The sequence below is a fragment of the Sphingopyxis sp. NJF-3 genome, from assembly GCF_053514865.1.
This window is the reverse complement of record NZ_CM130726.1, coordinates 1,877,030-1,900,117: the sequence shown is the minus strand read 5'-3', so window position 1 is coordinate 1,900,117 and position 23,088 is coordinate 1,877,030. Positions and strand designations below refer to the sequence as shown.

General features: G+C 67.2%; 25 protein-coding genes and 2 tRNA genes. 16 read left to right on the top strand and 11 right to left on the bottom strand.

From position 1 onward, the window contains the following. Position 1 precedes the first annotated feature (1 nt). A complete protein-coding gene (locus tag ACOTSS_RS09300; RefSeq protein WP_448691201.1) occupies positions 2-688 on the top strand; it encodes a Crp/Fnr family transcriptional regulator in 687 nt (228 codons plus the stop codon). Positions 689-1,151: 463 nt separating this feature from the next. On the opposite strand, the gene ACOTSS_RS09295 is transcribed toward ACOTSS_RS09300, so the two are convergent. Beyond that, a complete protein-coding gene (locus ACOTSS_RS09295; protein ID WP_448691200.1) occupies positions 1,152-3,521 on the bottom strand; it encodes a hypothetical protein in 2,370 nt (789 codons plus the stop codon). 69 nt (positions 3,522-3,590) lie between these two features. Between ACOTSS_RS09295 and ACOTSS_RS09290 the strand changes: the two genes are divergently transcribed. Further along, entirely contained in the window at positions 3,591-3,887 is a 297-nt protein-coding gene (locus tag ACOTSS_RS09290) for an Hpt domain-containing protein (RefSeq protein ID WP_448691199.1), read from the top strand. Between the two features lie 168 nt (positions 3,888-4,055). Continuing rightward, positions 4,056-5,360, top strand: a complete 1,305-nt coding sequence (locus ACOTSS_RS09285; protein ID WP_448691198.1) for a tetratricopeptide repeat protein — start codon at positions 4,056-4,058, stop codon at positions 5,358-5,360. A gap of 76 nt (positions 5,361-5,436) precedes the next feature. Here the strand turns inward: ACOTSS_RS09285 and ACOTSS_RS09280 are convergent, their stop codons facing one another. After that, complete coding sequence (locus tag ACOTSS_RS09280) at positions 5,437-5,910, bottom strand: Lrp/AsnC family transcriptional regulator (protein WP_448691197.1); 474 nt, start codon at positions 5,908-5,910, stop codon at positions 5,437-5,439. A 182-nt stretch (positions 5,911-6,092) separates the two neighbouring features. Between ACOTSS_RS09280 and ACOTSS_RS09275 the strand changes: the two genes are divergently transcribed. The 3 genes from ACOTSS_RS09275 (at position 6,093) to ACOTSS_RS09265 (ending at position 8,898) form a co-directional block, all read left to right on the top strand. Continuing rightward, positions 6,093-7,715: a histidine kinase dimerization/phospho-acceptor domain-containing protein gene (locus ACOTSS_RS09275; protein WP_448691196.1), complete on the top strand. Its 1,623-nt coding sequence runs from the start codon at positions 6,093-6,095 to the stop codon at positions 7,713-7,715. A gap of 33 nt (positions 7,716-7,748) precedes the next feature. After that, on the top strand, positions 7,749-8,771 hold the full coding sequence (locus tag ACOTSS_RS09270) for a polysaccharide deacetylase family protein (RefSeq protein ID WP_448691195.1): 1,023 nt from the start codon (positions 7,749-7,751) through the stop codon (positions 8,769-8,771). Between the two features lie 51 nt (positions 8,772-8,822). Next, positions 8,823-8,898 (top strand) — tRNA-Ile (locus ACOTSS_RS09265). A 42-nt stretch (positions 8,899-8,940) separates the two neighbouring features. On the opposite strand, the gene ACOTSS_RS09260 is transcribed toward ACOTSS_RS09265, so the two are convergent. After that, the gene (locus ACOTSS_RS09260; protein ID WP_448691194.1) at positions 8,941-9,201 is read right to left on the bottom strand and encodes a hypothetical protein; all 261 of its coding nucleotides are present in this window, start codon (positions 9,199-9,201) and stop codon (positions 8,941-8,943) included. Positions 9,202-9,393: 192 nt separating this feature from the next. On the opposite strand from ACOTSS_RS09260, the gene ACOTSS_RS09255 reads away from it, so the two are divergent. The 4 genes from ACOTSS_RS09255 (at position 9,394) to ACOTSS_RS09240 (ending at position 11,955) form a co-directional block, all read left to right on the top strand. Beyond that, on the top strand, positions 9,394-9,663 hold the full coding sequence (locus tag ACOTSS_RS09255; protein ID WP_448691193.1) for a hypothetical protein: 270 nt from the start codon (positions 9,394-9,396) through the stop codon (positions 9,661-9,663). A 135-nt stretch (positions 9,664-9,798) separates the two neighbouring features. Further along, a complete protein-coding gene (locus ACOTSS_RS09250; protein WP_448691192.1) occupies positions 9,799-11,274 on the top strand; it encodes a M20 family peptidase in 1,476 nt (491 codons plus the stop codon). 130 nt (positions 11,275-11,404) lie between these two features. Then, positions 11,405-11,773 (top strand): glycine zipper 2TM domain-containing protein, encoded by a 369-nt coding sequence (locus ACOTSS_RS09245; RefSeq protein ID WP_095389224.1) that lies wholly within the window; start codon positions 11,405-11,407, stop codon positions 11,771-11,773. A gap of 105 nt (positions 11,774-11,878) precedes the next feature. Continuing rightward, positions 11,879-11,955: transfer RNA gene (locus tag ACOTSS_RS09240), tRNA-Pro, on the top strand. Between the two features lie 48 nt (positions 11,956-12,003). On the opposite strand, the gene ACOTSS_RS09235 is transcribed toward ACOTSS_RS09240, so the two are convergent. Next, the gene (locus ACOTSS_RS09235) at positions 12,004-12,570 is read right to left on the bottom strand and encodes an SRPBCC family protein (protein ID WP_448691191.1); all 567 of its coding nucleotides are present in this window, start codon (positions 12,568-12,570) and stop codon (positions 12,004-12,006) included. 189 nt (positions 12,571-12,759) lie between these two features. On the opposite strand from ACOTSS_RS09235, the gene ACOTSS_RS09230 reads away from it, so the two are divergent. Beyond that, on the top strand, positions 12,760-13,131 hold the full coding sequence (locus ACOTSS_RS09230; protein ID WP_448691190.1) for a PRC-barrel domain-containing protein: 372 nt from the start codon (positions 12,760-12,762) through the stop codon (positions 13,129-13,131). Between the two features lie 2 nt (positions 13,132-13,133). After that, positions 13,134-13,301 (top strand): hypothetical protein, encoded by a 168-nt coding sequence (locus ACOTSS_RS09225; protein WP_448691189.1) that lies wholly within the window; start codon positions 13,134-13,136, stop codon positions 13,299-13,301. 92 nt (positions 13,302-13,393) lie between these two features. Here ACOTSS_RS09225 and ACOTSS_RS09220 read toward each other — a convergent pair whose 3' ends face one another. Continuing rightward, positions 13,394-13,684, bottom strand: a complete 291-nt coding sequence (locus tag ACOTSS_RS09220) for a hypothetical protein (RefSeq protein WP_448691188.1) — start codon at positions 13,682-13,684, stop codon at positions 13,394-13,396. 156 nt (positions 13,685-13,840) lie between these two features. Continuing rightward, positions 13,841-15,214, bottom strand: coding sequence for a M28 family peptidase (locus ACOTSS_RS09215; RefSeq protein WP_448691187.1), 1,374 nt, complete (start codon positions 15,212-15,214; stop codon positions 13,841-13,843). Positions 15,215-15,356: 142 nt separating this feature from the next. On the opposite strand from ACOTSS_RS09215, the gene ettA reads away from it, so the two are divergent. Both ettA and ACOTSS_RS09205 read left to right on the top strand, forming a co-directional pair. Beyond that, complete coding sequence (ettA, locus tag ACOTSS_RS09210) at positions 15,357-17,036, top strand: energy-dependent translational throttle protein EttA (RefSeq protein ID WP_448691186.1); 1,680 nt, start codon at positions 15,357-15,359, stop codon at positions 17,034-17,036. 5 nt (positions 17,037-17,041) lie between these two features. Then, positions 17,042-17,488, top strand: coding sequence for a PaaI family thioesterase (locus ACOTSS_RS09205; protein WP_448691185.1), 447 nt, complete (start codon positions 17,042-17,044; stop codon positions 17,486-17,488). Here the strand turns inward: ACOTSS_RS09205 and putP are convergent. Genes putP through ACOTSS_RS09190 form a run of 3 tightly spaced genes read right to left on the bottom strand, consistent with a single transcriptional unit; the run spans position 17,473 to position 20,194 of the window. Next, a complete protein-coding gene (gene putP / locus ACOTSS_RS09200) occupies positions 17,473-18,915 on the bottom strand; it encodes a sodium/proline symporter PutP (protein WP_448691184.1) in 1,443 nt (480 codons plus the stop codon). The genes ACOTSS_RS09205 and putP overlap by 16 nt on opposite strands. A 53-nt stretch (positions 18,916-18,968) precedes the next feature. Continuing rightward, positions 18,969-19,547 (bottom strand): DUF2846 domain-containing protein, encoded by a 579-nt coding sequence (locus tag ACOTSS_RS09195; RefSeq protein WP_448691183.1) that lies wholly within the window; start codon positions 19,545-19,547, stop codon positions 18,969-18,971. 8 nt (positions 19,548-19,555) lie between these two features. Then, positions 19,556-20,194 (bottom strand): carbonic anhydrase, encoded by a 639-nt coding sequence (locus tag ACOTSS_RS09190; protein ID WP_448691182.1) that lies wholly within the window; start codon positions 20,192-20,194, stop codon positions 19,556-19,558. 79 nt (positions 20,195-20,273) lie between these two features. On the opposite strand from ACOTSS_RS09190, the gene lipA reads away from it, so the two are divergent. Next, entirely contained in the window at positions 20,274-21,200 is a 927-nt protein-coding gene (gene lipA / locus ACOTSS_RS09185; protein WP_448691318.1) for a lipoyl synthase, read from the top strand. 9 nt (positions 21,201-21,209) lie between these two features. Further along, complete coding sequence (locus ACOTSS_RS09180; RefSeq protein ID WP_448691181.1) at positions 21,210-21,650, top strand: type II toxin-antitoxin system RatA family toxin; 441 nt, start codon at positions 21,210-21,212, stop codon at positions 21,648-21,650. 242 nt (positions 21,651-21,892) lie between these two features. Here the strand turns inward: ACOTSS_RS09180 and ACOTSS_RS09175 are convergent, their stop codons facing one another. Both ACOTSS_RS09175 and ACOTSS_RS09170 read right to left on the bottom strand, forming a co-directional pair. Next, on the bottom strand, positions 21,893-22,453 hold the full coding sequence (locus tag ACOTSS_RS09175; RefSeq protein ID WP_448691180.1) for a CinA family protein: 561 nt from the start codon (positions 22,451-22,453) through the stop codon (positions 21,893-21,895). 46 nt (positions 22,454-22,499) lie between these two features. After that, positions 22,500-23,024 carry a hypothetical protein gene (locus tag ACOTSS_RS09170; protein WP_448691179.1) on the bottom strand — a complete coding sequence of 175 codons (525 nt, stop codon included), beginning with the start codon at positions 23,022-23,024 and terminating at the stop codon, positions 22,500-22,502. Positions 23,025-23,088: the final 64 nt, after the last annotated feature.

Sequence of the window (23,088 nt, the reverse complement as noted above, 5' to 3'; positions counted from 1 at the left end):
AATGGATCACGCGAAACTCGCCGAACTTCAGGGCCCCGACAGCATCTTTTCGGGGCTGACGGTCGACGACTGGGCCGACATCGCGGGCCGCGCGGTGGAGCTCCGGTTCGCCAAGGGCAAGGAATTGCTGAGCCAGGGCGACAAGGGCGACAGCCTGCTGATCCTGACCGAGGGCAGCGCGCGCGTCTCGCTCTTGACCGCGAACGGGCGCGAGATCGTCCTCGCCTATGCCGAGCCCGGCGCGGTGCTGGGCGAGATCGCTTTGCTCGACGGCGGCGAGCGCACGGCATCGGTGGTGGCGACGAGCGCGGGTACCGCGCTCCAGCTCGGCCGCAACGCGATGCGCGATTTCGTGACCAGCCACCCCGATTTCGCCTGGTCGCTGATGCAGCAGCTCGCGCGGCGGCTGCGCACCGCCGACCAGACGATCGAAAGCGACCGCGCCTACGCTTCGGGCCCGCGCCTCGCGCGCTACCTCAAGCGCCTGATGCGCAAGGACAGCCCCGACGCGGTCGCGCGCGTCGAGCTCAGCCAGACCGAACTCGGCAATTTCGCGGGCATGAGCCGCGAGCATATCAACCGCCAGCTGCGGAGCTGGGAGGAATCGGGGATCATCGCGCTCGACCAGGGCCGGGTGCGGGTGCTCGAACCCGACATGCTCGAGGATATCAGCGAGGTCGAGGGGTAGGGCGAAGGCTGGTTCGATCGGTTGTGCGGTCTCGTGCAATATGATCCCTGGCGAAAGCCGGGGTCCAGAGCGTAATCGCGCGGCGTCGGCTTGCTAACGCCCTGGACCCCGGCTTTCGCCGGGGACCACCGAGCGGTTATTCACCGAGACGTGCATGCTCTTTCATCGTCATCCCGGACTTGATCCGGGATCCCGCTTTTTGCGGCATCAACCGGTTTCAACATCGAGCGGGACCCCGGATCAAATCCGGGGTGACGAATGTCCACTTCCGACCGGAACAAGACATTGAATTCCTCGTCACCCTGAACTTGTTTCAGGGTCCATGGCCTGCCCTCGAATTTGGCGCGGCGCCGAAGGAGAGACCTGGCCATGGATGCTGAAACAAGTTCAGCATGACGAACTTGGATGACAGCTCCCCACCCCAAAGGATCGCGACGCCTGTTCTCGCCAAACAGCTGGGAACTCAGTTCCGCAACCGGTCGATCGCCTGTGCCAGCGCGACGTAGAGCTTGCCGATGTCCGACGAGAGCAAGGTGACGCTGATCGCCGAACCGTCGCGCGCGCCGATGAGGAGGCGCAGCATCGCCTCGAAATCGTGGATGAACTGGTTGACCGCGGCGTGGAAGCTGTCGTCGGCCTGATAGAGGCGCAGGATTTCCTTCGCTTCGTTGTTCTCGACCAGCTTGACCGCGCGCCGCGCGAAGACGCCGCGATCGCCCTTCAGATAGGCGTCCCACGCGGTGTCGCTGACTTCGCTCGACAATATCTTGGTGAGGTCGATCGCGGTCGACTTGAGCGCCTCGGTGAGCAGCCCCGCCTGCTTCGCCAGCGAATCGCGGTCCGACGCGGCGATCGCCTGATCGGCCTCGCGCGCGCGCTGTTCGACGCTCGCGCTGGTGTCCATGATGGTGATGAGCTGGCGCATCAGCCGGTCGGCGGCGCCGTTCGCGGCCTCGACCGCGCGCTGCGAGGCGTCCTCGATCGCGCCGAGCTGCGCCATGATCTCGGTCTTGAACGCCGCGTCGATCGCGCCGGTCGCGGTGGCGTGCATCGCGTCGCGCGCGCCGGCGACGAGCTTGTCGAGCGTCTGGCGCGCCTCTTCGGCGGCGCTGTCGGCGATGGTACGAACCTCGCCCAGCGTCGCGATCATTCGCGCGCCGCCCTGCTCGGCGAACTCGTCGGCACCGGCGCGCAGCTTCGCCAGCGCGGCGTCGGCTTCGGCGAGCGATGCGTTGAGGCGCTCGGCCAGCGCCTGCTGGCTTTCGGCATGGCCGGCCATCTTGTCCTCGTTCGCCTGCAAGGTCGATTGGACCGCATTGACGTGCGACAGGGTCGACTGCGCGACGAGCTCCGACGCCTCGAGCGTCGGCTTGAGCTGCGCAAGCGCGGTCTGCGTGGTCTGGCCGTGTGCCCCCATGCGGTCGAGTGCGCGCGGCAGCGTCTCGTCGAGCTCGCGCGTCACCGCGTCGAGCGCGAGAAGCAGCGATTCGGCATGAGTGATGAGTTCGCGCGCCGAGCCGTTGCCGCTCTGCACCTCGGCCATGAAGGCCGCGAGCTGGCCCTTGGTGTCGTCGATCGCGCGGCCGATGACGCCGGTGCTCGCCGACACGCTGACGTCGAGAACCTCGAGCTGCTCGCCGACCTCGGCGGCATGCGCCTTGATGCGCGCGGCGAGTGCTTCGCTCGCGGCGCCATGGCCCGCGATCTGCTCGCCGATCTCGGTTCCCGCGGCGCGCGCGGCGGCGAGCCGCGCGTCCATATCGGTGGCGGCCGCATCGACGCCTTCGCGGAACCGTCGCCAGCTCGCTTCGATCTGCTCGCCCATCGCCGCGACGGTCGCGCTCATTTCTTCGCGCGCGGAGGCCGCCGAGTGGGTGATCTGGGCGAGCGCGGTGCCGTGCGCGCCGGTGACCTGCGCCGATGCCGCGAGCAGCGCCGCCTCGGTCTCCTTCGTGCGCTCCTGAAGCGCGGCGATCGCATCGGAAAGGCTCGCGGCCGAAGCTTCGCCGGTCTGCGCGGTCTTCGCCGCTTCCTCGGCGAGCGCGGCGAGCTTCGCCTCGAGACCGGCGCCCTGCTGATGCGCCACCAGCCCCGCTTCGCGGAAATTGACCGCGAGCCGCTGCGCGACGTCGTCGATCCGGGGCAGCCCCGCGAGCAGCCCGTCCATCCGCTGCATCGCGACGTCGCCCGACCGCGCGAGCTGGTCGTTCGCATTGGCGATCACCGATGCATTGCTCGCGAGCTTGTCGCTGCTTTCGTGCAGCCGCGCGACCGCGTCGAGCCCGAGCTGCTGGACGATCTTCGCCTGTTCGGCGAGCTGCTTCTGCGCATCGGCGAGGTGGAGGCTCAGCGAGTGCATCGACAGTCCGAGCGCCTGATTCTCATCGCGCAGCGCCGACGCGACGCGAGCGAAGCGCGCCTGTTCGGAGCGGCTCGAGCGGAGCGCGGCCATCCACAGGACGAGGAGGAGGGTCAGCGGCATCGCGATGGTCGCGACGAGCGCGGGCCATTCGGCGAGCGCCGGTGCGCGGCTGAATTGTCCGGTCGCGGCCGTCAGCGCGAAACCGGTCCACAGGAGACCCGCGACGACGAGCAGCGCGGGAAGGCGATCGCGCCAGAAGGAGGGGGAGGGCGGCGCCTCCTCGGGTTCGTCGCTGTCGACCAGCGCCGAACGGTCGAGCCAGTCGCGTTCGGCGGGCGTTTCTTCGGCGGCCGCGGCCTCGGCCGCCGGCGCGCTTTCGGGCGCTGCGGTTTCGGCGGGCGCCGTTTCGTCCGCATCCTGGCTTGCTGCGGAATTCCGCCACAATCCGACGATCTTCTTGTCCCCCGTCATATCACCATCTTACCTATCAAACGCGTCGCGCGAAACGGAAACTTAACCACAATATGACAGGGCTGTGGAATGTCTTTCGACAGTGGCCCCCTCGACCGGTATCTCAGCGCCGCGGTCGGCGACGATCCCGCGATGGCGCTCGACCTGCGCAGCGCCTTCGCGGACAGCGCGCGCGACCTGAGCGACCTGATGCGCCGGGCCCGCTGCGATGCGAACTGGCACATCGCAGCGCTTCGCCTCAAGGGGCTCGCAGCCACCTTCGGCATCGTTCCGCTGATCGAACTCGCCGAAGAGGCGATGGCCGGCGCGCCGGGCGACCCCGCCGTGCTGCGCCAGATCAATAGGACGATCGAGACCCTCGCCTAGGCGCTGCGCGACAAAGCGGGTTCAATCCCCGTTCAGCCGCGTCCTGACATCCGAATATCGACCACGGCCGTCTTGCCTTGGCAACGCTTGGCGTTTAGCCGCGTTACCGAACCGCGGTCGAACCGGCGTATGCCGGGCAAGGCGGCCGATTCAAAGGAGAGATTCAAGATGATCAAGCGTTTTCGCTCGATGCCCGCGACGGCGATGGCCGCTGTGCTGGGTCTCGCGATGATGACGACCGCCGCCGCCCCCGCGGCCGCGCGCGAAAAGCCGAAGAAGGAAGAGGCGGCCAAGGGCCCGCAGATCACCCCGAGCAAGGATTTCCTGCCCATCGCCCAGAAGATGGACGAGACGCTGAAGAAGAAGGACGCGGCGGGCCTGCAGGCGGCGATCACCGAAGGCCAAGGCAAAGCGACGTCGAACGACGACAAATATTACCTCGGCTTCTTCACCCTGCAGCTCGGCATCCTGAACAAGGATCAGGCGCTGCAGGAGCAGGGCCTGAACACCGCGCTCGATTCGGGCCTTGTGGGCGCCGCCGACGCGGCGGTCTATAACTTCTTCGCCGGCCAGTTCGCCTATCAGAAGAAGGATTATGCCAAGGCGGCGCAGCGGCTCGAAGCGGCGCGCGCCGCCGGATCGACCGAAGCCTCGCTGCCCGACGTGCTGCTCGACAGCTATGCGAAGTCGGGCCAGACCGACAAGGCGGTCGCCTTCGCCAAGGAGAATATCGCGAAGATGCTCGCCGCCGGGCAGCGGCCGTCCGAGCAGATGTTCGTGGTTCCCGCGCGCGCGCTGCAGGAAGCGAACCGCACCGACGAGATGCTCGACCTTCTGGCGCTGCGCGTCCAGTCCTATCCGAGCCCCGAGATCTGGCACCAGACGCTGATGATCGCGCTCAGGGGCGCCGACAAGGATCGTACGCTCGATACACTGCGGCTGATGCGCGCGACGAACTCGCTGCTCGAGCGTGGCGAATATGCCGAATATGCGTCGCTCGCGTCGCAGGCGGCCCTGCCGGGCGAAGCGGTCGCGGTGATCCGCGAGGGCAAGGCGAAGAAGGTCATTCCGGTCACCGACGCCGATCTCGATGAACTGGCCAAGACGCAGGCCGAGCGCGCAGGTGACGAGGAATCGACGCTCGCCGCCTATGCGAAGAAGCCTGCGACGCTGTCGAACCCGAAGGTCGCCGGCGTGACCGGCGACGCGCTGGTCGGCTATGGCCGCGCGGCCGAAGCGATTCCGCTCTATCAGGCAGCGCTCAGCGCCGGCGGCGACAAGGATTTGTGGACCTATCGCCTCGCCGTCGCGCAGGCGCTGACGGGCGATACGGCCACCGCCAAGGCGAGCTTCGGACAGGTCACGGGTCTGCGCAAGGTGCTCGCCAAATTCTGGCTGGCGAAGCTCGATGCCGCCGCAGCTCCTGCAGCTGCACCTGCCGCAGCTGCGCCAGCGCCGGCAACCGGCGGCTGACCCCGGCGGTCACGCGACGAAAAGGGCGCCGTTCCCCTTCGGGAGCGGCGCCCTTTTCGATTCCGCAGGCGCTGCTTCAGGGTTCGACCGGGATGCCGGCGAGCTGTTTGGCGGTGCGAATCGTCAGCGAGGTCTTGACGCTCGTCACGTTGGGCGCCGAGGTCAGGTGCGCGGTCAGGAACGACTGGAAGCTCTGGAGGTCGCGCGCGACCACCTTGAGCAGGAAGTCGATCTCTCCGTTCAGCATGTAGCATTCGCGAACCTCGGCCAGCCCGCCGACATAATCCTCGAACGCCTGCAGGTCGGATTCGGCCTGGCTGCGCAGACTGACCATCGCGAAGACGGTGATCCCGTACCCCAGCTTCGCTGCGTCGAGATCGGCGTGATAGGAACGGATCACGCCCGATTCTTCGAGCGCGCGCACGCGGCGCAGGCAGGGAGGGGCGGTCAATCCCACCATCTGCGCCAGTTCGACATTGGTCATCCGCCCGTTTTTCTGCAGTTCGCCGAGGATCTGCAGATCGATCTGATCGAATTTTTGGCTCGCCATTTTGTAACTTCCGCTTTCTGAGCTCGCGAAGACCATAATAATATTTCAGGCGATTGCAATTGTCCCACAATGCGACGTCAGGGTTAACGCGCTTTCATGACCGGATGATTCACGCTAGCCGGTAATCCTACGCTAACCAACGAAGATGGGTGTGGGGCCGGCTCCGCGTGACTGCTGACACGATGATCGCAACGATCTTGCGCCAGACCCCGGCCGACCGCCGGGCGAGCATCGCTGCCTGGCGTCAGCTCTCCGATATTCTGGCGCAGCGCGGCAATCAACTGGATGATGACGATGTTCGTCGCGCGCTCCACGCGCTGGCGGTGCTGCGGCCCGAGGTTCCCGAAAAGGTGCGGCGCGACTGCGCGCGCGCGCTGGCGCGTCACGGGCGTTTCGCCCCGCTGGTCGCGCTGTACGCCAACGATGTTCCCGCGGTGTCGGTCGCGATGCTGGGGGCTGCGCGATTGTCGGAAGCCGACTGGCTCGCGGTGCTGCCCGCGACGAATCCCATGGCGCGCTCGGTCCTCGCGGGGCGCGACGACCTGCCCGAATCGGTGCAGCGCGCGCTCGCCGCGCTCGGCAGCGGCTCGGTCGCGCTGCCGCAGCCTGCGATTGCGGCGGAAGAGGCCGGCGCCGGCGAGGAAAATGCGCCGAGCCAGATCAGCGAACTGGTGCGGCGGATCGACAAGTTCCAGTCGAGCCGCGGCCAGCCGCTCGGCACTCCCCCGGCGGCCCCGGACGGAACGCGTCCCGAGGAGCGCGAGAGCTTCCTGTTCGAAACGGGTCCCGACGGCGTCATCCACTGGGTCGAGGGCATCGCGCGCGGCGCGATCGTCGGCCTCTCGATCGCAGAGGCGGCCTTTGGCGGCGAGCCCGGCGCCGACGGCGTCGCCGCCGGCGCATTCCGCCAGCGCGCCGAAATGATCAACGCACGGTTGATCCTCGAAGGCGGTGAGCAAGAGGCCGGCGAATGGCGCTTTTCGGCCTTGCCCTGGTTCGAGCCCGCGACCGGCCAGTTCCGCGGCTATCGCGGCAGCGCGCGGCGGCCGCGCCGCAACGAGACGCCCTATCGCGGCGCTCCCGCCGACGCGTCGGGTGATTCGATCCGCCAGCTGATCCACGAGCTGCGCAGCCCGCTCAACGCCATTTCGGGTTTCGCCCAGATCATATCGGGGCAGATGTTCGGCCCGGTCAGCCAATCCTATCGGCGGATGGCCAAAACCATCGTCGCCGACGCCGCGGCGGTGCAGGCGATCATCGACGATCTCGAGGCGGCCGCGCGGACGAGTGCGAGCCCGGCGCCCGAAACCGCGACCGGGACGACCGATATCGGCGCGGTCGTCAGCCAGGTCGAAGGCGACCTCGGCGGATTGCTCGTCGATCAGCAGGTCGACGTCAGCATCGCGCGCATCGGCGGCCCGTTTCATGCCCGAACGAGCGATGCCGACGCGCGGCGCATGGTCGGCCGCTTCGTCACCGCGCTGGTCGACGTGTGCGAATCCGGCGCAGTGCTCGTCGGCCAGCTGGTGACCGAGCCGGCGCACGACGACATGCTGCAGCTTCGGATCGTTCGCCCCGCGGCGATCCGTTTCGCAAGCGCCGCCGACCTGCTTGACCCCGGCTACAGCCCCGAAGGCGAAGCGCCGGGCGCGGCGATCCTCAGCCTCGGCTTTTCGCTTCGCCTCGTCGACAGCCTCGCGCGGGCGGCTGGCGGACGGCTCGATATCGGACACAATGCCTTGACCTTGCATCTTCCCTCGGCCAACCCCGCGGAGACGGAGAAAGACGCGTCGCAGGGCGACTAGGCGACCGGCTCCGGGGGCGAGGGGGAAAGCGCGGTGCAGCCTGCGGGCAATTTGTTCGATGTTCCGGCGGCGTCCGATCTGGTTCGGCTGGCGGCGGGCGAGCGCCCGCGTTTCTGGGTGACGATCGACACCGAAGAGGATTTCGACTGGTCGGCGCCGTTCAGCCGCACCGGCCATTCGCTCGGCTCGGTTCCCGTGCTCGCCGACTGCCAGGCCTATTTCGGGCGCGCCGGCGTCTGCCCCATCTACCTCGTCGATTGGCCGATCGTGACCGACGATCGCGCGGTCGCGATTCTGGGCGAGGCGGCGCGGGCGGGGCGCTGCGAGATCGGGGCGCAGCTCCATCCCTGGGTCACGCCGCCGCACGACGAGGAAGTCAGCGCACACAACAGCTATACCGGCAATCTGCCGCGCGAGCTGCAGCGCGCGAAGATGGCGGTGCTGCGCGACGGCATCCGCGACCGGTTCGGGGTGGCCCCGCTCGCCTATCGCGCCGGTCGCTACGGCCTAGGGCCCGAAACCGCGTCGATGCTCGCCGAACTCGGCTTTCGCTGCGACACCTCGGTGCGCTCGGGCTTCGATTATCGCGCGGGGCATGGCCCCGATTATCGCAAGGCGCCGCTCCATCCCTGGTGGGTGCGCACGGGTGCGGGTGCGGTGCTCGAAATGCCGGTCACGACGGTCTTCGGCGGCCTGCTCGGCGCAGCCGGTCGCTCGATCTATCACCGGATGGAGCATGGCGGCATGCGCGCTGCGCTCGCGCGCTTCGGCCTGGTCGAGCGTATCGCGCTGACGCCCGAGGGCATTCCCGCCGACCGCGCGCTGAAGGCGATCGACATTGCGATCGACCAGCGCCTGCCGGTGCTCAACTTCTCCTTCCATTCGCCGTCGCTCCAGCCCGGGAATACGCCGTATGTTCGGACTACCGCCGATCTGGAGCAATTCTATCGCTGGTGGGACGTGGTACTCGGGCATCTGGCGCGCCGCGGCGTCGAACCGACCACTATGGCCGATATCATCGCGATGGCAGAGGGGGCTGAGCCGTCCGCTGCTTGAAGCCGCTTGCCAACGCGGCGCGGGCTCCGCTATCGCCCGCTGACCCCTCGGGGGCCTGTAGCTCAATGGTTAGAGCTGGCCGCTCATAACGGCTAGGTTGCGGGTTCGAGTCCTGCCGGGCCCACCATTCCTTGTTCGATACCTCGCGGGACACAGTGGGCCCGCACGCTCAGCCCGCTCCCTTCAGCGAGACGACCTCGCCGGACTCGCCCTCTTCGCCGGCGGTCGATGCGACCATATGGTCATGCTCGGCAAAGACGCGTTCGATATCTTCGCGCTTCTCGAAGATCAGTTTCGCTACCCCGGCAGTCATGCCGCCTTCTTCACCAACGCGGCCGAGCACACCCGCCAGATCGGCGAGGGTCGCCCGCTCCGGAGTGGGGTGGAGGCCGCCCTTGTCGTCGCGATAAGCCGTGCATTCGATCGCCATGAGATGCTTCCATGCTGTTGATCCGTTCGCGAAAAAACGCTCTGCCGCGCAAATGGATGCACTCGTCCCGGCAGTACGGAACTTCGGACGAAGCGGGCTCGTTGGCGCCCCGAGGTCTGCGGGGAACGGCAGGCCTGCGGCGAAAGGGGGCGCTCTCCTGTCGACTCCATCGCCCTATGCAAAGGAGTAACCATGCGTAAGATTGCGATTATGTCCGCCGTGGCGGCGAGCTTCCTGATTTCGCCGATTGCGGCCATTGCCCAGGAAACGACCACTCCCGCTCCGACCGAAGAACCGGCCCCGGCGCCCGCGCCGGACGAGGAACCGGCGCCGACCACGGCGCCCGCTCCGACCGACCAGCCGGCCCCCGCTCCGGCGCCGACCGAAGAGCCCGCGCCCGCGCCGACGGACCAGCCGGCTCCCGCCCCGGCCGAGGAACCGGCCCCGGCACCGCAGGCGTAACCCGCGCTTTTCGCGTATATCGCCAAGGAGGGCGGCAGAGTCATCCTGCCGCCCTTTCTCTTGCGCGGCGATATTTCCTTGCCAAGCACTCTCGATGCCGTTCCATTAGCGTCCTAATCAAAGGGGAGGACGGGAATGGCGGCGAAGCGGATGATCCTGATCGGGGGCGCGGCCGCGCTCGCTGTAGTCGCGGGCGTGGTCGCGGTGCGGACGGCGACCTTCGCGCCGAAGGACATCGCCGACGGCAGCGACGTGACGCTCGCCGCCGCGCCGCCTTATGACCTGTCGGCCGCCGTCGCGCATCTGAGCGCCGCCGCGCAGATCAAGACCATCTCGCATCAGGATGCCGCCGACAACGACGTCGCCGAATGGGACCGTCTCCACGCCTGGCTCGCGGCGACCTATCCCGCGGCGCATGACGCGATGGCGCGCACGATCCTGCCCAACCGCACGCTCGTCTATCATTGGCCGGGCAGCGACGCCTCGCTCGCGCCGATTATCGTCATGGCGCATCAGGACGTCGTCCCGGTGACCGAGGGGACCGAGGGCGACTGGAAATACCCGCCCTTCGCCGGAACGATCGCCGAAAAGGCGGTGTGGGGCAGGGGCACGGTCGACGACAAAGGGTCGCTGATCGGCCTGTTCGAGGCGCTCGAGGCGCTCGCCAAGGCGGGTTTCCAGCCGAAGCGCAGCATCTATCTCGTCTCGGGCCACGATGAGGAGGCGGGCGGGTCGGGCGCGATCGCCGCGGCGGCGAAGCTGAAGGCCGAGGGGGTGAAGGCGATCTTCACGATCGATGAGGGCAGCATCGTCCTCACCGACACGCCGGTGATCGACGGCCCCGCGATCATGATCGGGATCGGCGAGAAGGGCTATGGCACGCTCAAGGTGACGGCGCACGCGCCGGGCGGGCACAGCTCGATGCCGCCCGCCGAAACCGGCGTCGTCACGCTCGCCAAGGCGGTGCTCGCGATCGCCGACAAGCCCTTTCCGTTCGAGGTGCGCGGTCCCGGCGCGTCGATGATCGAGGCGCTCGCCGCGAAGAAGGGCGGCACCACCAAGATGGCGGTCGCCAACCGCTGGCTGTTCGGCCCGCTGCTGAAGCGCCAGCTCGCCGCGTCGTCTTCGACCGCCGCCGCTTTCCACACGACGATCGCGCCGACCATGCTCGAGGGCAGCCCCAAGGAGAATGTCCTGCCGCAAGCCGCGAGCGCGCTGATCAACTACCGCATCGCCCCGTGGAACAGCTCGAAGGATGTGATGGCGCGGGCGCGGGGCGCGGTCGGCGACGCCAAGGTCGACCTCGCCTGGGTCAAGCCGCCGCGCGAGCCTTCGCGCATCTCCTCCACCAGCTCGCAGGGCTGGAAGTGGATCGCCGCCGCGGCGCGTGCCGACGCCCCCGGCGCGGTGCTCACCCCGACGCTTGTCGTCGCCGGCACCGACAGCCGCAGCATGGAGCCGGTGTCGGAGGACGTCTACCGCTTCATGCCGATGCATTTCACGCTGAAGGAAGCCGCGATGATCCACGGCACCAACGAGCATATGGCGATCGACAGTTTCAAGCGGATGATCGATTTCTACGCTCGGCTGATCGCGACGTCGGCGGGGTGACGGCGGCGCGACGAGCCGCCCTTCCTCGTCGGCGAACGGCACGCGCCTGTCAGCGCATTCACCGGAGCGCCATCTTGCGCCTCCTAATTTGGATCGGGGGGCAAGATGGAAGGTCTGAACGATGTTTTCGATGAAGAAGCTGGCCCTGACTGCGCTCATCGGCATCAGCGCGGTGGCTGCGCTGCCCGCCGATGCGGAGGCGCGCGATCGGCACCACCGCCACTCCTCTTATTACGACCGCGATCATGATCGCTGGGATGGCCGCCGCGATTACCGCCGCAGCCATTATCGCGACGGTCGCCGCTATTACCGGTCGCGCGATCACTATCGCTGCCGCCGGTCGAGCGGCACGACCGGGCTGATCGTCGGCGGCGCCGCGGGCGCGCTGCTCGGCCGCGAGGTCGACCGCTATGGCGACCGCACGCCGGGCACGATCGTCGGCGCGGCCGCCGGCGCGCTGCTCGGCCGCGAGATCGACCGCGGCGGACGTTGCCGGTAAGGGACCGGGCGCACGGGGCCCGGCTCCGTGCGCCGCTACCCGCGACGCGGCGGGTCGCTTTCCGCTTGCCCTCGGCGGGCGTGAAACCTAAGGGCTGCAGCGGTTCGGGGAGTGGCGCAGCCCGGTAGCGCGCTTGCTTTGGGAGCAAGATGTCGCAGGTTCGAATCCTGTCTCCCCGACCATTTCTCCCTATTATTTGAAAGTCGTGCCGCCGGAAGGCGGCGCCGCCGCTACGGCCTCGGAGCGGTCCAGTCGATCGGCCCCTCGGCGAAGCGTTTGTGGAGCTGCTGGAGCGACAGGCGGTTTCCTTCGCGGAAGAAGCCGATCAGCGCGTCGCCCGCCGGTCCCGCCGGATAGCCGCTTCCCGTCAGCCGCACGCGGGTAGCTCCGTCGCCGGCTGGTGTCAGAAGAAAGCGGCTGGTCACCCGGACATAGGCGTCGGCGTGGGGAAAGCCGGCGGGCGTGCGCGTGGTCCGGAAGCTGACGCTATCGGGCGCCGCGCGTTCGATCCATTGCTGTTCGATCGTGGAGGCCGAGCCCGGTTCGGCGGCGGGGTCGTACGCGGTCTCGAAACGATTCGGCGAGTCCGGCACCGCGCGCGCCAGCGGAACCGCCCATGTCCGCCAGCCCTCGACGGTGGCCACCGCCTTCCAGACCTCTTCCTGCGACGCGGGGACGGTGATTTCATGAACCAGCGTCCGCGTGCCGTCGGTTTCGGTCGCGAGGCTCACGTCGGTCTGCTGCGCGACTGCGGGCGTTGCCGCGAGCAGCAGGAGCGCGGCGCTCAGACCGCGCATCAGGTCGCATACAGATCGCTGCATCAGCATGACGTCAGTTGATGGCAGGATCGAGCCCGAGTCAAGCATCGCGTAGCCGTGGCCGCTTCGCGACGGATCGAGGAACGCCCCCTCTTGTCGCTCGTTGCTGGGGAAGGTGGCGGTGCCACCTCCGTGGCGCCGCCCTCATCCCAGCAAGGAGAAGGAGCCATGACCGACACACTCGAAAAAACCGAAACCCGCCGCCTGATCGCTTCCGACAAGGTCGAAGGCACCGCGGTCTACAATCCCGGGAACGACCGGCTCGGCACGATCGCCAATGTGATGATCGACAAGAGGTCGGGCAAAAGCGAATATGCCGTCATGGAGTTCGGCGGGTTGTTCGGGCTCGGCAGCGACCATTATCCCATTCCGTGGGACATGCTGACCTATGACACCGGCAAGGGCGGCTATGTCGTCGACCTGGCGAAGGAACAATTGAAGGATGCGCCGCGGTACGCGCGCGAGGAGGCGCCCGAATATACCGACGATTACGGCCGCACCATCTATGGCTATTACGGCCTCAGCTATCCGATGCTCTGACGATGGAACGCCGCGACCATCCCAAGGCCAGCGGGCCCGTCTATCCGGCGCGCGACGCGCGCGGGGGAGAGATCATCCTCAAGACCCGCCGCCGCCAGCTCGTCTTCATGGGCGGTCTGGTCGCGTTCGTCGTCTTTGCGCTCATCGCGGCGCTGCTTGCCCCGCATTGAACGAAGCGGGCGGCGGCACATACGAAAAAGGCGGCCTTCCCGAAGGAAGACCGCCTCTTTTCGTTTCGGTCATTGCCCCGAGGGGCTGTGACTTACTTCTTTTCTTCAGCCGGAGCGGCAGCGGCATCAGCCGGAGCAGCGGCAGCGTCGGCAGCAGCCGGAGCAGCAGCGGCGTCGGTCGCAGCAGCGTCAGCACCGGTGGCAGCAGCTTCGGCGCCAGCAGCGGCGGCGTCAGCGCCGGCAGCGGCAGCGTCGGCACCGGCTTCAGCGGTCGCGTCGGCGGCCGGAGCTTCGGTGGTGGTGGCTTCGTCAGCAGCCTTCTCACCGCAAGCGGCGAGGGCGAACATGCTGGCGGCAACGGCGATAGCAGCAAACTTCTTCATGATGTGTGGGCTCCCTAAAATGCCTTTCCGCGCTGGGGAAACTTTCCCGTCCCGCGAGCGGCGGGATTTAGTCCTTCCGCGTGAATCGTCAACAAAAATAATTGAGATGGTGCACTGCGGCAGAAATCTGTCATTTTCGCCGCCGCCCCTGAATCCTCAGGGCAATTCGCCATCGCTGCTGTTGGCGAGCAGCGACAGAGTCGCGGTCCAAACCACCACATTCTGGCGCAATTGTGCGGGGTCGATCTTGTCGAGCGTGTCGTCGGGCGTGTGGTGAAGATCGAAATAGCGGGTGCCGTCCTGCTGCAGATCGACCGCGGGAGTCCCCGCCTGGATCAGCGCGCCGACATCGGCGCCACCGTGCGCGTCGCCGTGTCCGGTCACGACTCCGAAGGGGGCGACCGCCGCGCCGATCCGTTTCCGGAGGCCCGCCGCACTTTCCGGCAGCTTGAAATCGACTCGCCAGACGCGATCGGCGCCGAAGTCGGATTCGAGCGCGACGGCGTGCTTTTCCTTGCCGTGCGCGTCGAAATAGGCCTGGCCGCCGAACACCCCGACCTCCTCGGCGCCCGCCCACAGAAGGCGGATGGTGCGGCGCGGCTGGCCGGCGGTCATGACATGCTTGGCCGCCGCGGCGATGATGCCGCAGCCCGCGGCGTCGTCGATCGCGCCGGTGGCGAGGTCCCAGCTGTCGAGGTGACAGGCGATGATCACCGGGCTCGCCGCGGGGTCGCTGCCCGGCACCTCGGCGATGACGTTGCCCGAGGTCTGCTCGCCGATCATCTTGGGGGTGAGCAGCAGCTTCATCCTGAGCGGGCTGGTGGCGCGGCTACGCTGGCGGACGAGCTGATCGGCGTCGGGGTTGGAGATCGCCCCGGCGGGGATCGGCGTCACGCCGTCGGCGAAATTGGTCACCCCCGCGTGCGGGTTGCGGTGATTGTCGGTGCCGATCGAGCGGATGACGATGCCGATCGCGCCCTTCTTGGCGGCGACGCTCGGTCCCATGAAGCGGCCGCGGCCGTAAAGCCCGTAACCGCTGCCGTCCTGCGTCGGCTCCATCTGGTTGTCGATGAAGACGATCTTGCCTTTGATCGCGCTGTCAGCTGCGGCCACGAGCGCGTCGAAGCTGCCGAAATAGGCGACCTCGCCCTCGATGCCCTTGTCGCCGGTCGAGGCGCTGTTGCCGAGCGCGGTGATCGCGAGCGGCTGCGGCATGAAGGGGCCGGTCAGCCACGCGTTCTCCTCACCGCGCTGCCAGACCGGCATCTGATAGGGTTCCTCGCGTACGTTGGCGAAGCCCATTTTCTGAAGCGTGGCGACCGCCCATTTGCGCGCCGCGGCCTCGCGGTCGCTGCCGGCGGGACGCGGACCAATCTCGGTCGTCAGCCCTTCGGTGATCGCCCAGGCGGGATCGTCTCCCTGCTGGGCAAGGTCGGCGGCGCTCGTCTGCTGGAAGGCGAAGGCGCTGGTGGCGGCAAGGCTGGCGGCGGCGAGTCCGACCAGGCGGGCGAGGGGGCGATGCTGTATCATGCGCGCCGTCCTAGCCAGCAAGCGCCGCGCGGGGCAAGCGTCGATTGCCAAGCGGGCGCCCATTCGCTAACCGGCGCTCGATTCCCTCTTCTCTCCCGACCGCCGCGAACCCGCGCGGTCCGCCAGCTTTCGGAGCATTTCCATGGCCGCCCAATATAGTTTCGTGATGAAGGGTCTTTCGAAGACCTATCCCGGCGCGCAGAAGCCGACGCTGAACAACATCAACCTGCAATTCTACCCCGATGCGAAGATCGGCATCGTCGGCCCGAACGGCACCGGTAAATCGACCCTGATGAAGATCATGGCGGGGATCGACAAGGATTTCACCGGCGAAGCCTGGCCGGGCGAGGGGATCACCGTCGGCTATCTGGCGCAGGAACCGCAGCTCGACCCCGCGAAGACGGTGAAGGAGAATGTCATGGACGGCGTCCGCCCCGTCGCCGACATGCTCGATCGCTTCAACGAGATCAGCGCGCTGATGGCCGACCCGCCGGAAGACGCCGATTTCGACGCGCTGATGACCGAAATGGGCGAGCTCCAGGAAAAGATCGACGCGGTCGACGGCTGGACGCTCGACAACCAGCTCGAAATCGCGATGGAGGCCCTCCGCTGTCCGCCGGGCGACTGGAGCGTCGAGAATCTGTCGGGTGGCGAGAAGCGCCGCATCGCGCTCACCCGCTTGCTGCTGGAAAAGCCGTCGATCCTGCTGCTCGACGAACCCACCAACCACCTCGACGCCGAAAGTGTCGCGTGGCTCGAAAAGCATCTCGTCGATTATCCGGGCAACGTCATCCTCGTCACCCACGATCGCTATTTCCTCGACAATGTCGTGAACTGGATCCTCGAACTCGATCGCGGCCGCTATTTCGTCTACGAAGGCAATTATTCGACCTATCTCGAAAAGAAGGGCAAGCGCCTCGAACAGGAAGCGCGCGAGGACCAAGGGCGCCAGAAGGCGATCAAGGACGAGCTCGAATGGATCCGGCAAAGCCCCAAGGCGCGCCAGGCCAAGTCGAAGGCGCGTATCAAGAGCTTCGATCAGCTCGTCGAAGCGCAGGAAAACCGCGCGCCCGGCAAGGCGCAGATCGTCATCCAGGTTCCCGAACGCCTCGGCGGCAAGGTGATCGAAGTGTCGGGCATCTCGAAGGCCTATGGCGACAAGCTGCTGTTCGAGGATCTGTCCTTCACGCTGCCCCCGGGCGGCATCGTCGGCGTCATCGGACCGAACGGCGCGGGCAAGTCGACCCTGTTCAAGCTGATCACGGGGCAGGAGCAGCCCGACAGCGGTTCGGTCGCGATCGGCGACACGGTGCGCCTCGGCTATGTCGACCAGAGCCGCGACGCGCTCGACCCCAACAAGAACGTCTGGGAGGAAATCTCGGGCGGTCACGACATGATGACGATCGGCAAGCACGAGATGCAGACGCGCGCTTATGTGGGCGCGTTCAACTTCAAGGGCACCGACCAGCAGAAGAAGGTCGGCCAGCTTTCGGGCGGCGAACGCAACCGCGTCCATATGGCGAAGATGCTGAAGGCCGGCGGCAATGTGCTGCTGCTCGACGAACCGACCAACGACCTCGACACCGAAACGCTCGCGGCGCTCGAGGAAGCATTGGAAAACTTCGCGGGCTGCGCGGTGGTCATCAGCCACGACCGCTTCTTCCTCGACCGCCTCGCGACGCACATCCTCGCCTTCGAGGGCGACAGCCATGTCGAATGGTTCGAGGGCAATTTCGAATCCTATGAGGAGGACAAGATCCGCCGCCTCGGCGAAGGCGCGACGCGTCCGCACGCGACGACCTACAAGAAGCTGTCGCGCTGACCGGCATGGCGGGGGATGCGGTTCCGATTTCGTCGGGCGCGATCCGCATGGATGCGGACGCGCTCAACGCTTTCATGGCGGAGGCTTTTCCGCATTCCAGGCCCGGTTCGCGCGGGCGGGTGGTCTCCGCCGCGCCCGGCCATGTTCGGGCGCGCCTCGACCCCGACGACAAGGCGCTGCGCCCCGGCGGGCTGATCTCGGGCCCGACGCAGATGGGCTTTGCCGACATGGCCGCCTATGCGCTCGTCCTCGCGCATATCGGCCCGGTCGCAATGGCGGTGACAAGCGCGCTCAACTATCAGTTCCTGCGCCCCTGCCGCCCGGGCCCGCTCTTCGCCGACGCGCATATGCTGCGCCTCGGCAAGCGGCTTGCGGTGATGGATGTCCGCATCTGGACCGACGATGCGGAAAAGCCCGTCGGGCAGGCGAATGTGACTTACGCGATTCCCTGAGTCTCCGCCTGCGGCGGCTTGGTCGCGAGGCTGACGATCAGGATGGCGAGCGTCGCGGCGGCGAAGCCGGGGAGGAGTTCGTAGACCGCCGTATCCCAGCCGCGGTCGATCCACAGCATCACCACGGCGGCGCCGGTGATCATGCCCGCCAGCGCGCCCGCGAGCGTCATCCGTCGCCAGGTCAACGCGAGCAGGATCAGCGGGCCGAAGGCGGCGCCGAAGCCCGCCCAGGCGTGGCTGACGAGCTTGAGCACGCTGCCGTCGGGATTTTGCGCGAGCAGCATCGCAATTGCCGCCACCGCGACGACCGACAGGCGGCCGACCGTCACGATCTCGCGCTCGCCGGCCTCGCGGCGGACGAAGAGGCGATAGAAATCCTCGGTCAGAGACGATCCGGTGACGAGAAGCTGCGCCGAAATCGTGCTCATGATCGCCGCGAGGATCGCCGACAGGAGGAAGCCGAAGAGGAGCGGGTGGAACAGCGTCTCACCGAGCAGGATGAAGATCGTCTCGGGGTCCGACACGGCCATTCCGTTGCTCTCGGCAAAGGCGCGGCCGACCAGACCCACCGCGATCGCGCCGACGAGCGAAATCCCCATCCACGTCATGCCGATGCGCCGTGCAGTCGGAATATCCTTTACCGACCGGATCGCCATGAAGCGCACGATGATGTGCGGCTGCCCGAAATAGCCGAGCCCCCAGGCGGCGGCCGAGACGATGGCGAGCGCGGTGGTTCCGCCGAACAGGCTCGTCATATTGGGATCGATCCCGCGCAGGATCGCGCCGGCGCTGCTTCCCTCGGGCAATCCCAGCAGCGCCGCGACCGGCACGACGATCAGCGCCAGCATCATGATCGTGCCCTGCACGAAATCGGTCAGGCTGACCGCGAGGAAGCCGCCGAGCACGACATAGGCGACCACGACGGTCGCGGTGATCCACAGCCCGGCATGATAGTCGAAGCCGAAGGCGGTCTGGAACAGCTTGCCCCCCGCGACGAGGCCCGAGGCGCTGTAGATCGCGAAGAAGACGACGATGACCACGCTCGCGACGAGGCGCAGCAGGTGGCGTCGGTCCTCGAACCGGTTGCCCAGATATTCGGGGATCGTCAGCGCGTCGCCATAGCTTTCGGTTTGCGCGCGGAGCCGCGGCGCGACGATCAGCCAGTTGATCCAGGCGCCGATGAACAGGCCGATCGCGATCCAGCTTTCGGCGAGGCCCGACACATAGAGCGCGCCCGGAAGCCCGAGCATCAGCCATCCCGACATGTCCGAGGCGCCCGCCGCGAGCGCGGTCACCGCGGGGCCGAGGCTGCGGCCGCTCAGGAGATATTCGCTGCTGTCGGAGGTCGACTTGCGCCAGGCGTAGACGCCGATGCCCAGCATCAGCACGAAATAGACGCCGATGGCGAAAAGGGTCGCGTTGTTCATGAAGGGAGGGTGTAGCGTCTTTCGGGAGGAGCGCTAGCCCCTCGAAAGGGGCGTCAGGCCGGCGGGACCGCCCAGAGCATCAGCTTCGTCGCATCGACATTTTCGCGCGCTTTGGCGGCGTCGAGTCGCGACAGCTTGATCGAGCCTTTCAGCGCGCCCATTTCGAGCATCGCGTCGATCACGGCGACCTCGCCGGCGCCGACCTCGACAGCGATGTCGGCGGGCTTGGCGAGGCTTGCCTTCGCGGTCGCGACCGCGATCCGGTGCGAACCCGGCGCGACATCGGCCATCAGCATCTGCCCCGACTTGATCTGGCCGCGCGCGCCCTCGTCGAGCGTGACGTCCATGCCCTGCATCGAACCGACGAAGCCGCGGCGCGTGACATAGATGCGCGCCTTGCCCTCGGGCGCCCGCATCGCGCGGGCGTCGGCCTGCAGCATGTCATCGGCCTTCGCGGCGCCCTTGTTGTTCGACAGCGCCCACAGGCAATAGGCGATGATCGCGCCGAACACGACGACCGCGAGCAGCGTCATCGTGCCGAGCGACAGATGATGCGCGAGCGTGGGGCCCAGGAAGGCGCCAAAGATTCCGGCGATGACGATCAGCGTAAGCCATTGTGCGTTCTTGCTCATGGGCGCCCCTACGCGGGAGAGAAGGTTCCGGTTCCCTCGTCCAGAATATGCAATATGCCTTCGTTGATCGCGAAGAAGGCGCCGCGCAGCGTCAACCGCCCGCGTTTCTCGCGTTCCTGAATGCATGGGAAGGTGCGCAGATTGGCCAGGCTGACCTTGACGCCGGCCAATTCCATCGCACGCCCCGCCTCGCGATTGGCGTAATCGGCATAATCCGCGCGCACCTGCGCGCCTGCCTCGTCGAGCATGGCGATCCAGTCGGCGATGAAACCGCCGCGGCCCGGCTCGGCGCCCTCCATCGTGCGGTGGAGCGCGGCGTGGCAGCCGCCGCACATGCCATGACCCATCACGACGATTTCCTCGACGTTCAGGAACTGCACCGCGAATTCGAGTGCCGCCGAGACGCCGTGGCGGCCGGGGTTGGTCTCGAAGGGCGGCACCAGCGCGGCGACGTTGCGGACGACGAAGATTTCGCCGGGGTGCGTGTCGAAAATGTCGGCGGGCTCGGAACGGCTGTCCGAGCAGGCGATGATCATGACCTTGGGCGATTGGCCCTCGGCCAGTTCCTCCCATCGCTCGCGCTGCTGTTTCCAGCCGTTGGCGCGGAAACGGGCGTAGCCGGCGAGCAGGTCGTCGAAGTGAGTCATGGCGGCGACCTACGACGATCCGATCCCATGCACAACAAGCATGGTTGAGAAGCGGCGCGCGCGCGCCTATGTGGGCGCGATGAACGCTCCCGCACCCAAGCCGTCCGAACGCGCCCGCAAGCCCGACTGGATCCGCGTCAAGGCGCCGACCAGTCCCGGCTATGCCGAAACGCGCAAGCTGATGCGCGAGCTCAATCTGCATACGGTTTGCGAGGAAGCGGCCTGTCCGAACATCGGCGAATGCTGGACCAAGAAGCATGCGACGGTGATGATCCTCGGCGACACCTGCACCCGCGCCTGTGCCTTCTGCAACGTCAAGACCGGCATGCCGCGCCCCGTCGACCTGCTCGAGCCCGAACATACCGCGATCGCGGCGGCGAAGATGGGGCTGACGCATATCGTCATCACGTCGGTCGACCGCGACGACCTGCCCGACGGCGGCGCGAGCCAGTTCGTCAAGGTCATTCAGGCGCTGCGCCGCGAGACCCCGACGACGACGATCGAGATCCTGACCCCCGATTTCCGCAACAAGCCCGAAAGCGCGGTCGCGGCGATCGTCGATGCGCGCCCCGACGTCTACAACCACAATCTCGAAACCGTGCCGCGGCTCTATCCGACGATCCGCCCCGGCGCGCGCTATTACGCCTCGCTGCGCCTGCTCGAGCAGGTGAAGCGCCGCGACCCGTCGATCTTCACCAAATCGGGGATCATGCTCGGCCTCGGCGAGGAGCGGATGGAGGTTCATCAGGTGATGGACGACATGCGCAGCGCCGACATCGACTTCATGACGATGGGTCAATATCTCCAGCCGACACCGAAGCACGCCAAGGTCATCGACTTCGTGACCCCGCAGGCTTTCGACGCCTATGCCCAGATCGCGCGCGCCAAGGGCTTCCTGCAGGTCGCCTCGTCGCCGCTCACCCGGTCGAGTTATCACGCCGGCGACGATTTCGAGCGGATGCGCGCTGCGCGCGAAGCGCAGCTCGCGCGCGCGGCGGCCGACTGACGGAAGGCCGTGCCCCGGCACCACGAGACCCGCGAACTGCCCTACAGCGCCGAACAGATGTTCGCGCTGGTAACCGATATTGCGCGCTATCCCGAATTCCTGCCGTGGATCGTCGCCCTACGCGTGCGCAGCGACAGCGAGAGTGAAGCGGTCGCCGACATGATCGTCGGCTTCAAGGGGCTGCGCGAAAGCTTCTCGTGCCGCGTCGAAAAGCGCCGTCCGAGCCATGTCGCGGTCCATTATATCGACGGGCCGATGCGCCACCTCGACAACGAATGGCATTTCACGCCGATCGAGGGTGGCGGCTGCCGCGTCGACTTCATGGTCGATTTCTCGTTCCGGAACCGATTGTTCGAGACGCTCGCCGGGCAGATGTTCGACAAGGCGCTGCGCCGGATGATCGCGGCGTTCGAGGAGCGGGCGGCCGCGCTTTACGGGATCGCAGCGTAGCGAACACGGCGGCAGAAAAGCGCGACGCGCGTCCGGAAACGACCGCTAGCGGACATAAGATCCTCCCCGGCACGGGGAGGGGGACCGCCGAAGGCGGTGGAGGGGGCGGGAGGCCTGAAGCGGCGTGGCGTGAGAACGCGAGCCCCCTCCGTCAGCCGCTGCGCGGCTGCCACCTCCTCACAAGTGGGGAGGATTTGAACGGCAGCTCCCCAACCCGAAACGAACAAAGCGCCGTTCCCTCCTCAAGCCGGCAGTTCGATATCCTCGGACGGCCGTAGCGCGTCCTTTTCGGGCTGAAGCAGGTCGAGCGCGAAGAGCGTGGCGGCGTGGCGGATCGCGGCGCGGTCGGTCGACTGGAACTGGACACGCTGGGTGAAATAGTCATCGGGGTCCTGCCCGCGTAGCGCGCGGGCGAAGACGACCTGGCCGACCGGTTTCTTTTCCGACCCGCCGCCCGGGCCGGCGATGCCGGTGATCGCGACCGCGACGTCGGCGTCGCTCTTCGCCAGTGCGCCGGCGGCCATCGCCCATGCGGTCGCGAGCGACACTTCGCCGAAGGTTTCGAGGATCTCGCCGCTGACCTCGAGCTGGGTTTTCTTGGCGTCGGCCGAATAGGTGATGAAGCCCGCCGAAAACACGTCGCTGCTCCCGGCGATGTCGGTCAGCGCGGCGCAGACCATGCCGCCGGTGCAGCTTTCGGCCACGGCAACCCGTCGCTCGGCTGCACGGTTGTGGGCAAGGACCCGCGTCGCGAGATCGTCACGCGCTGCCTGACGCGATGTTTCGACCGTTGATTCAGTCATGGGGAAAGCCTTTGTAATGCACATGTGTCTCCTGGGCCGCAGGCATCTAGCCCTGTTCGGCTCCGCTTCGCGGGCAACTGGCCATCTGCTTGTCGCCGCGTGCCGCCGCGGTCAGCGTGACTGCGATCAGATGGACCGTTTGTGCGGTACTCAGCGGGGCGAGCGCCTCGCTGATATCGTTGACCTCGGCGCAGGTGTCGGGCTTGATATCGATGCCGAGCGTCTCGACGAAACTGTCGTCGACCACCGAACGGAGCGCCGCATCGGGCATGGCGGCGATATCCCTGGCATCGTCGCCATCGCTGCCGATCTTGATGAAACCCGACCGGGCGAGCGGCCAGGCGGCATCGGCTTGCTGACGCAATTCGGTCGCGCGCGCGCCGAGCCCGGTCCGCAAATAGCTGGTCGCGGACAGGTGCGGGCCGCAGGCTTCGACGACCCGGTCGATCACTTGCGGAAGGAAGTAGGTCACCAGACCGTTCATCTCGGCCGGCGTGACGCAGGTCGGCGTTGCCGCGCGCGCCGATGTCGACCCGATCAATGCGACCGCGGCGGCTGCCCCCACTGCCATTCGCTTCATACTGCCCCCTTTGCCTTTGGCTTTCGCATATTTAGCGCCATGCGCGCGCTGGTGC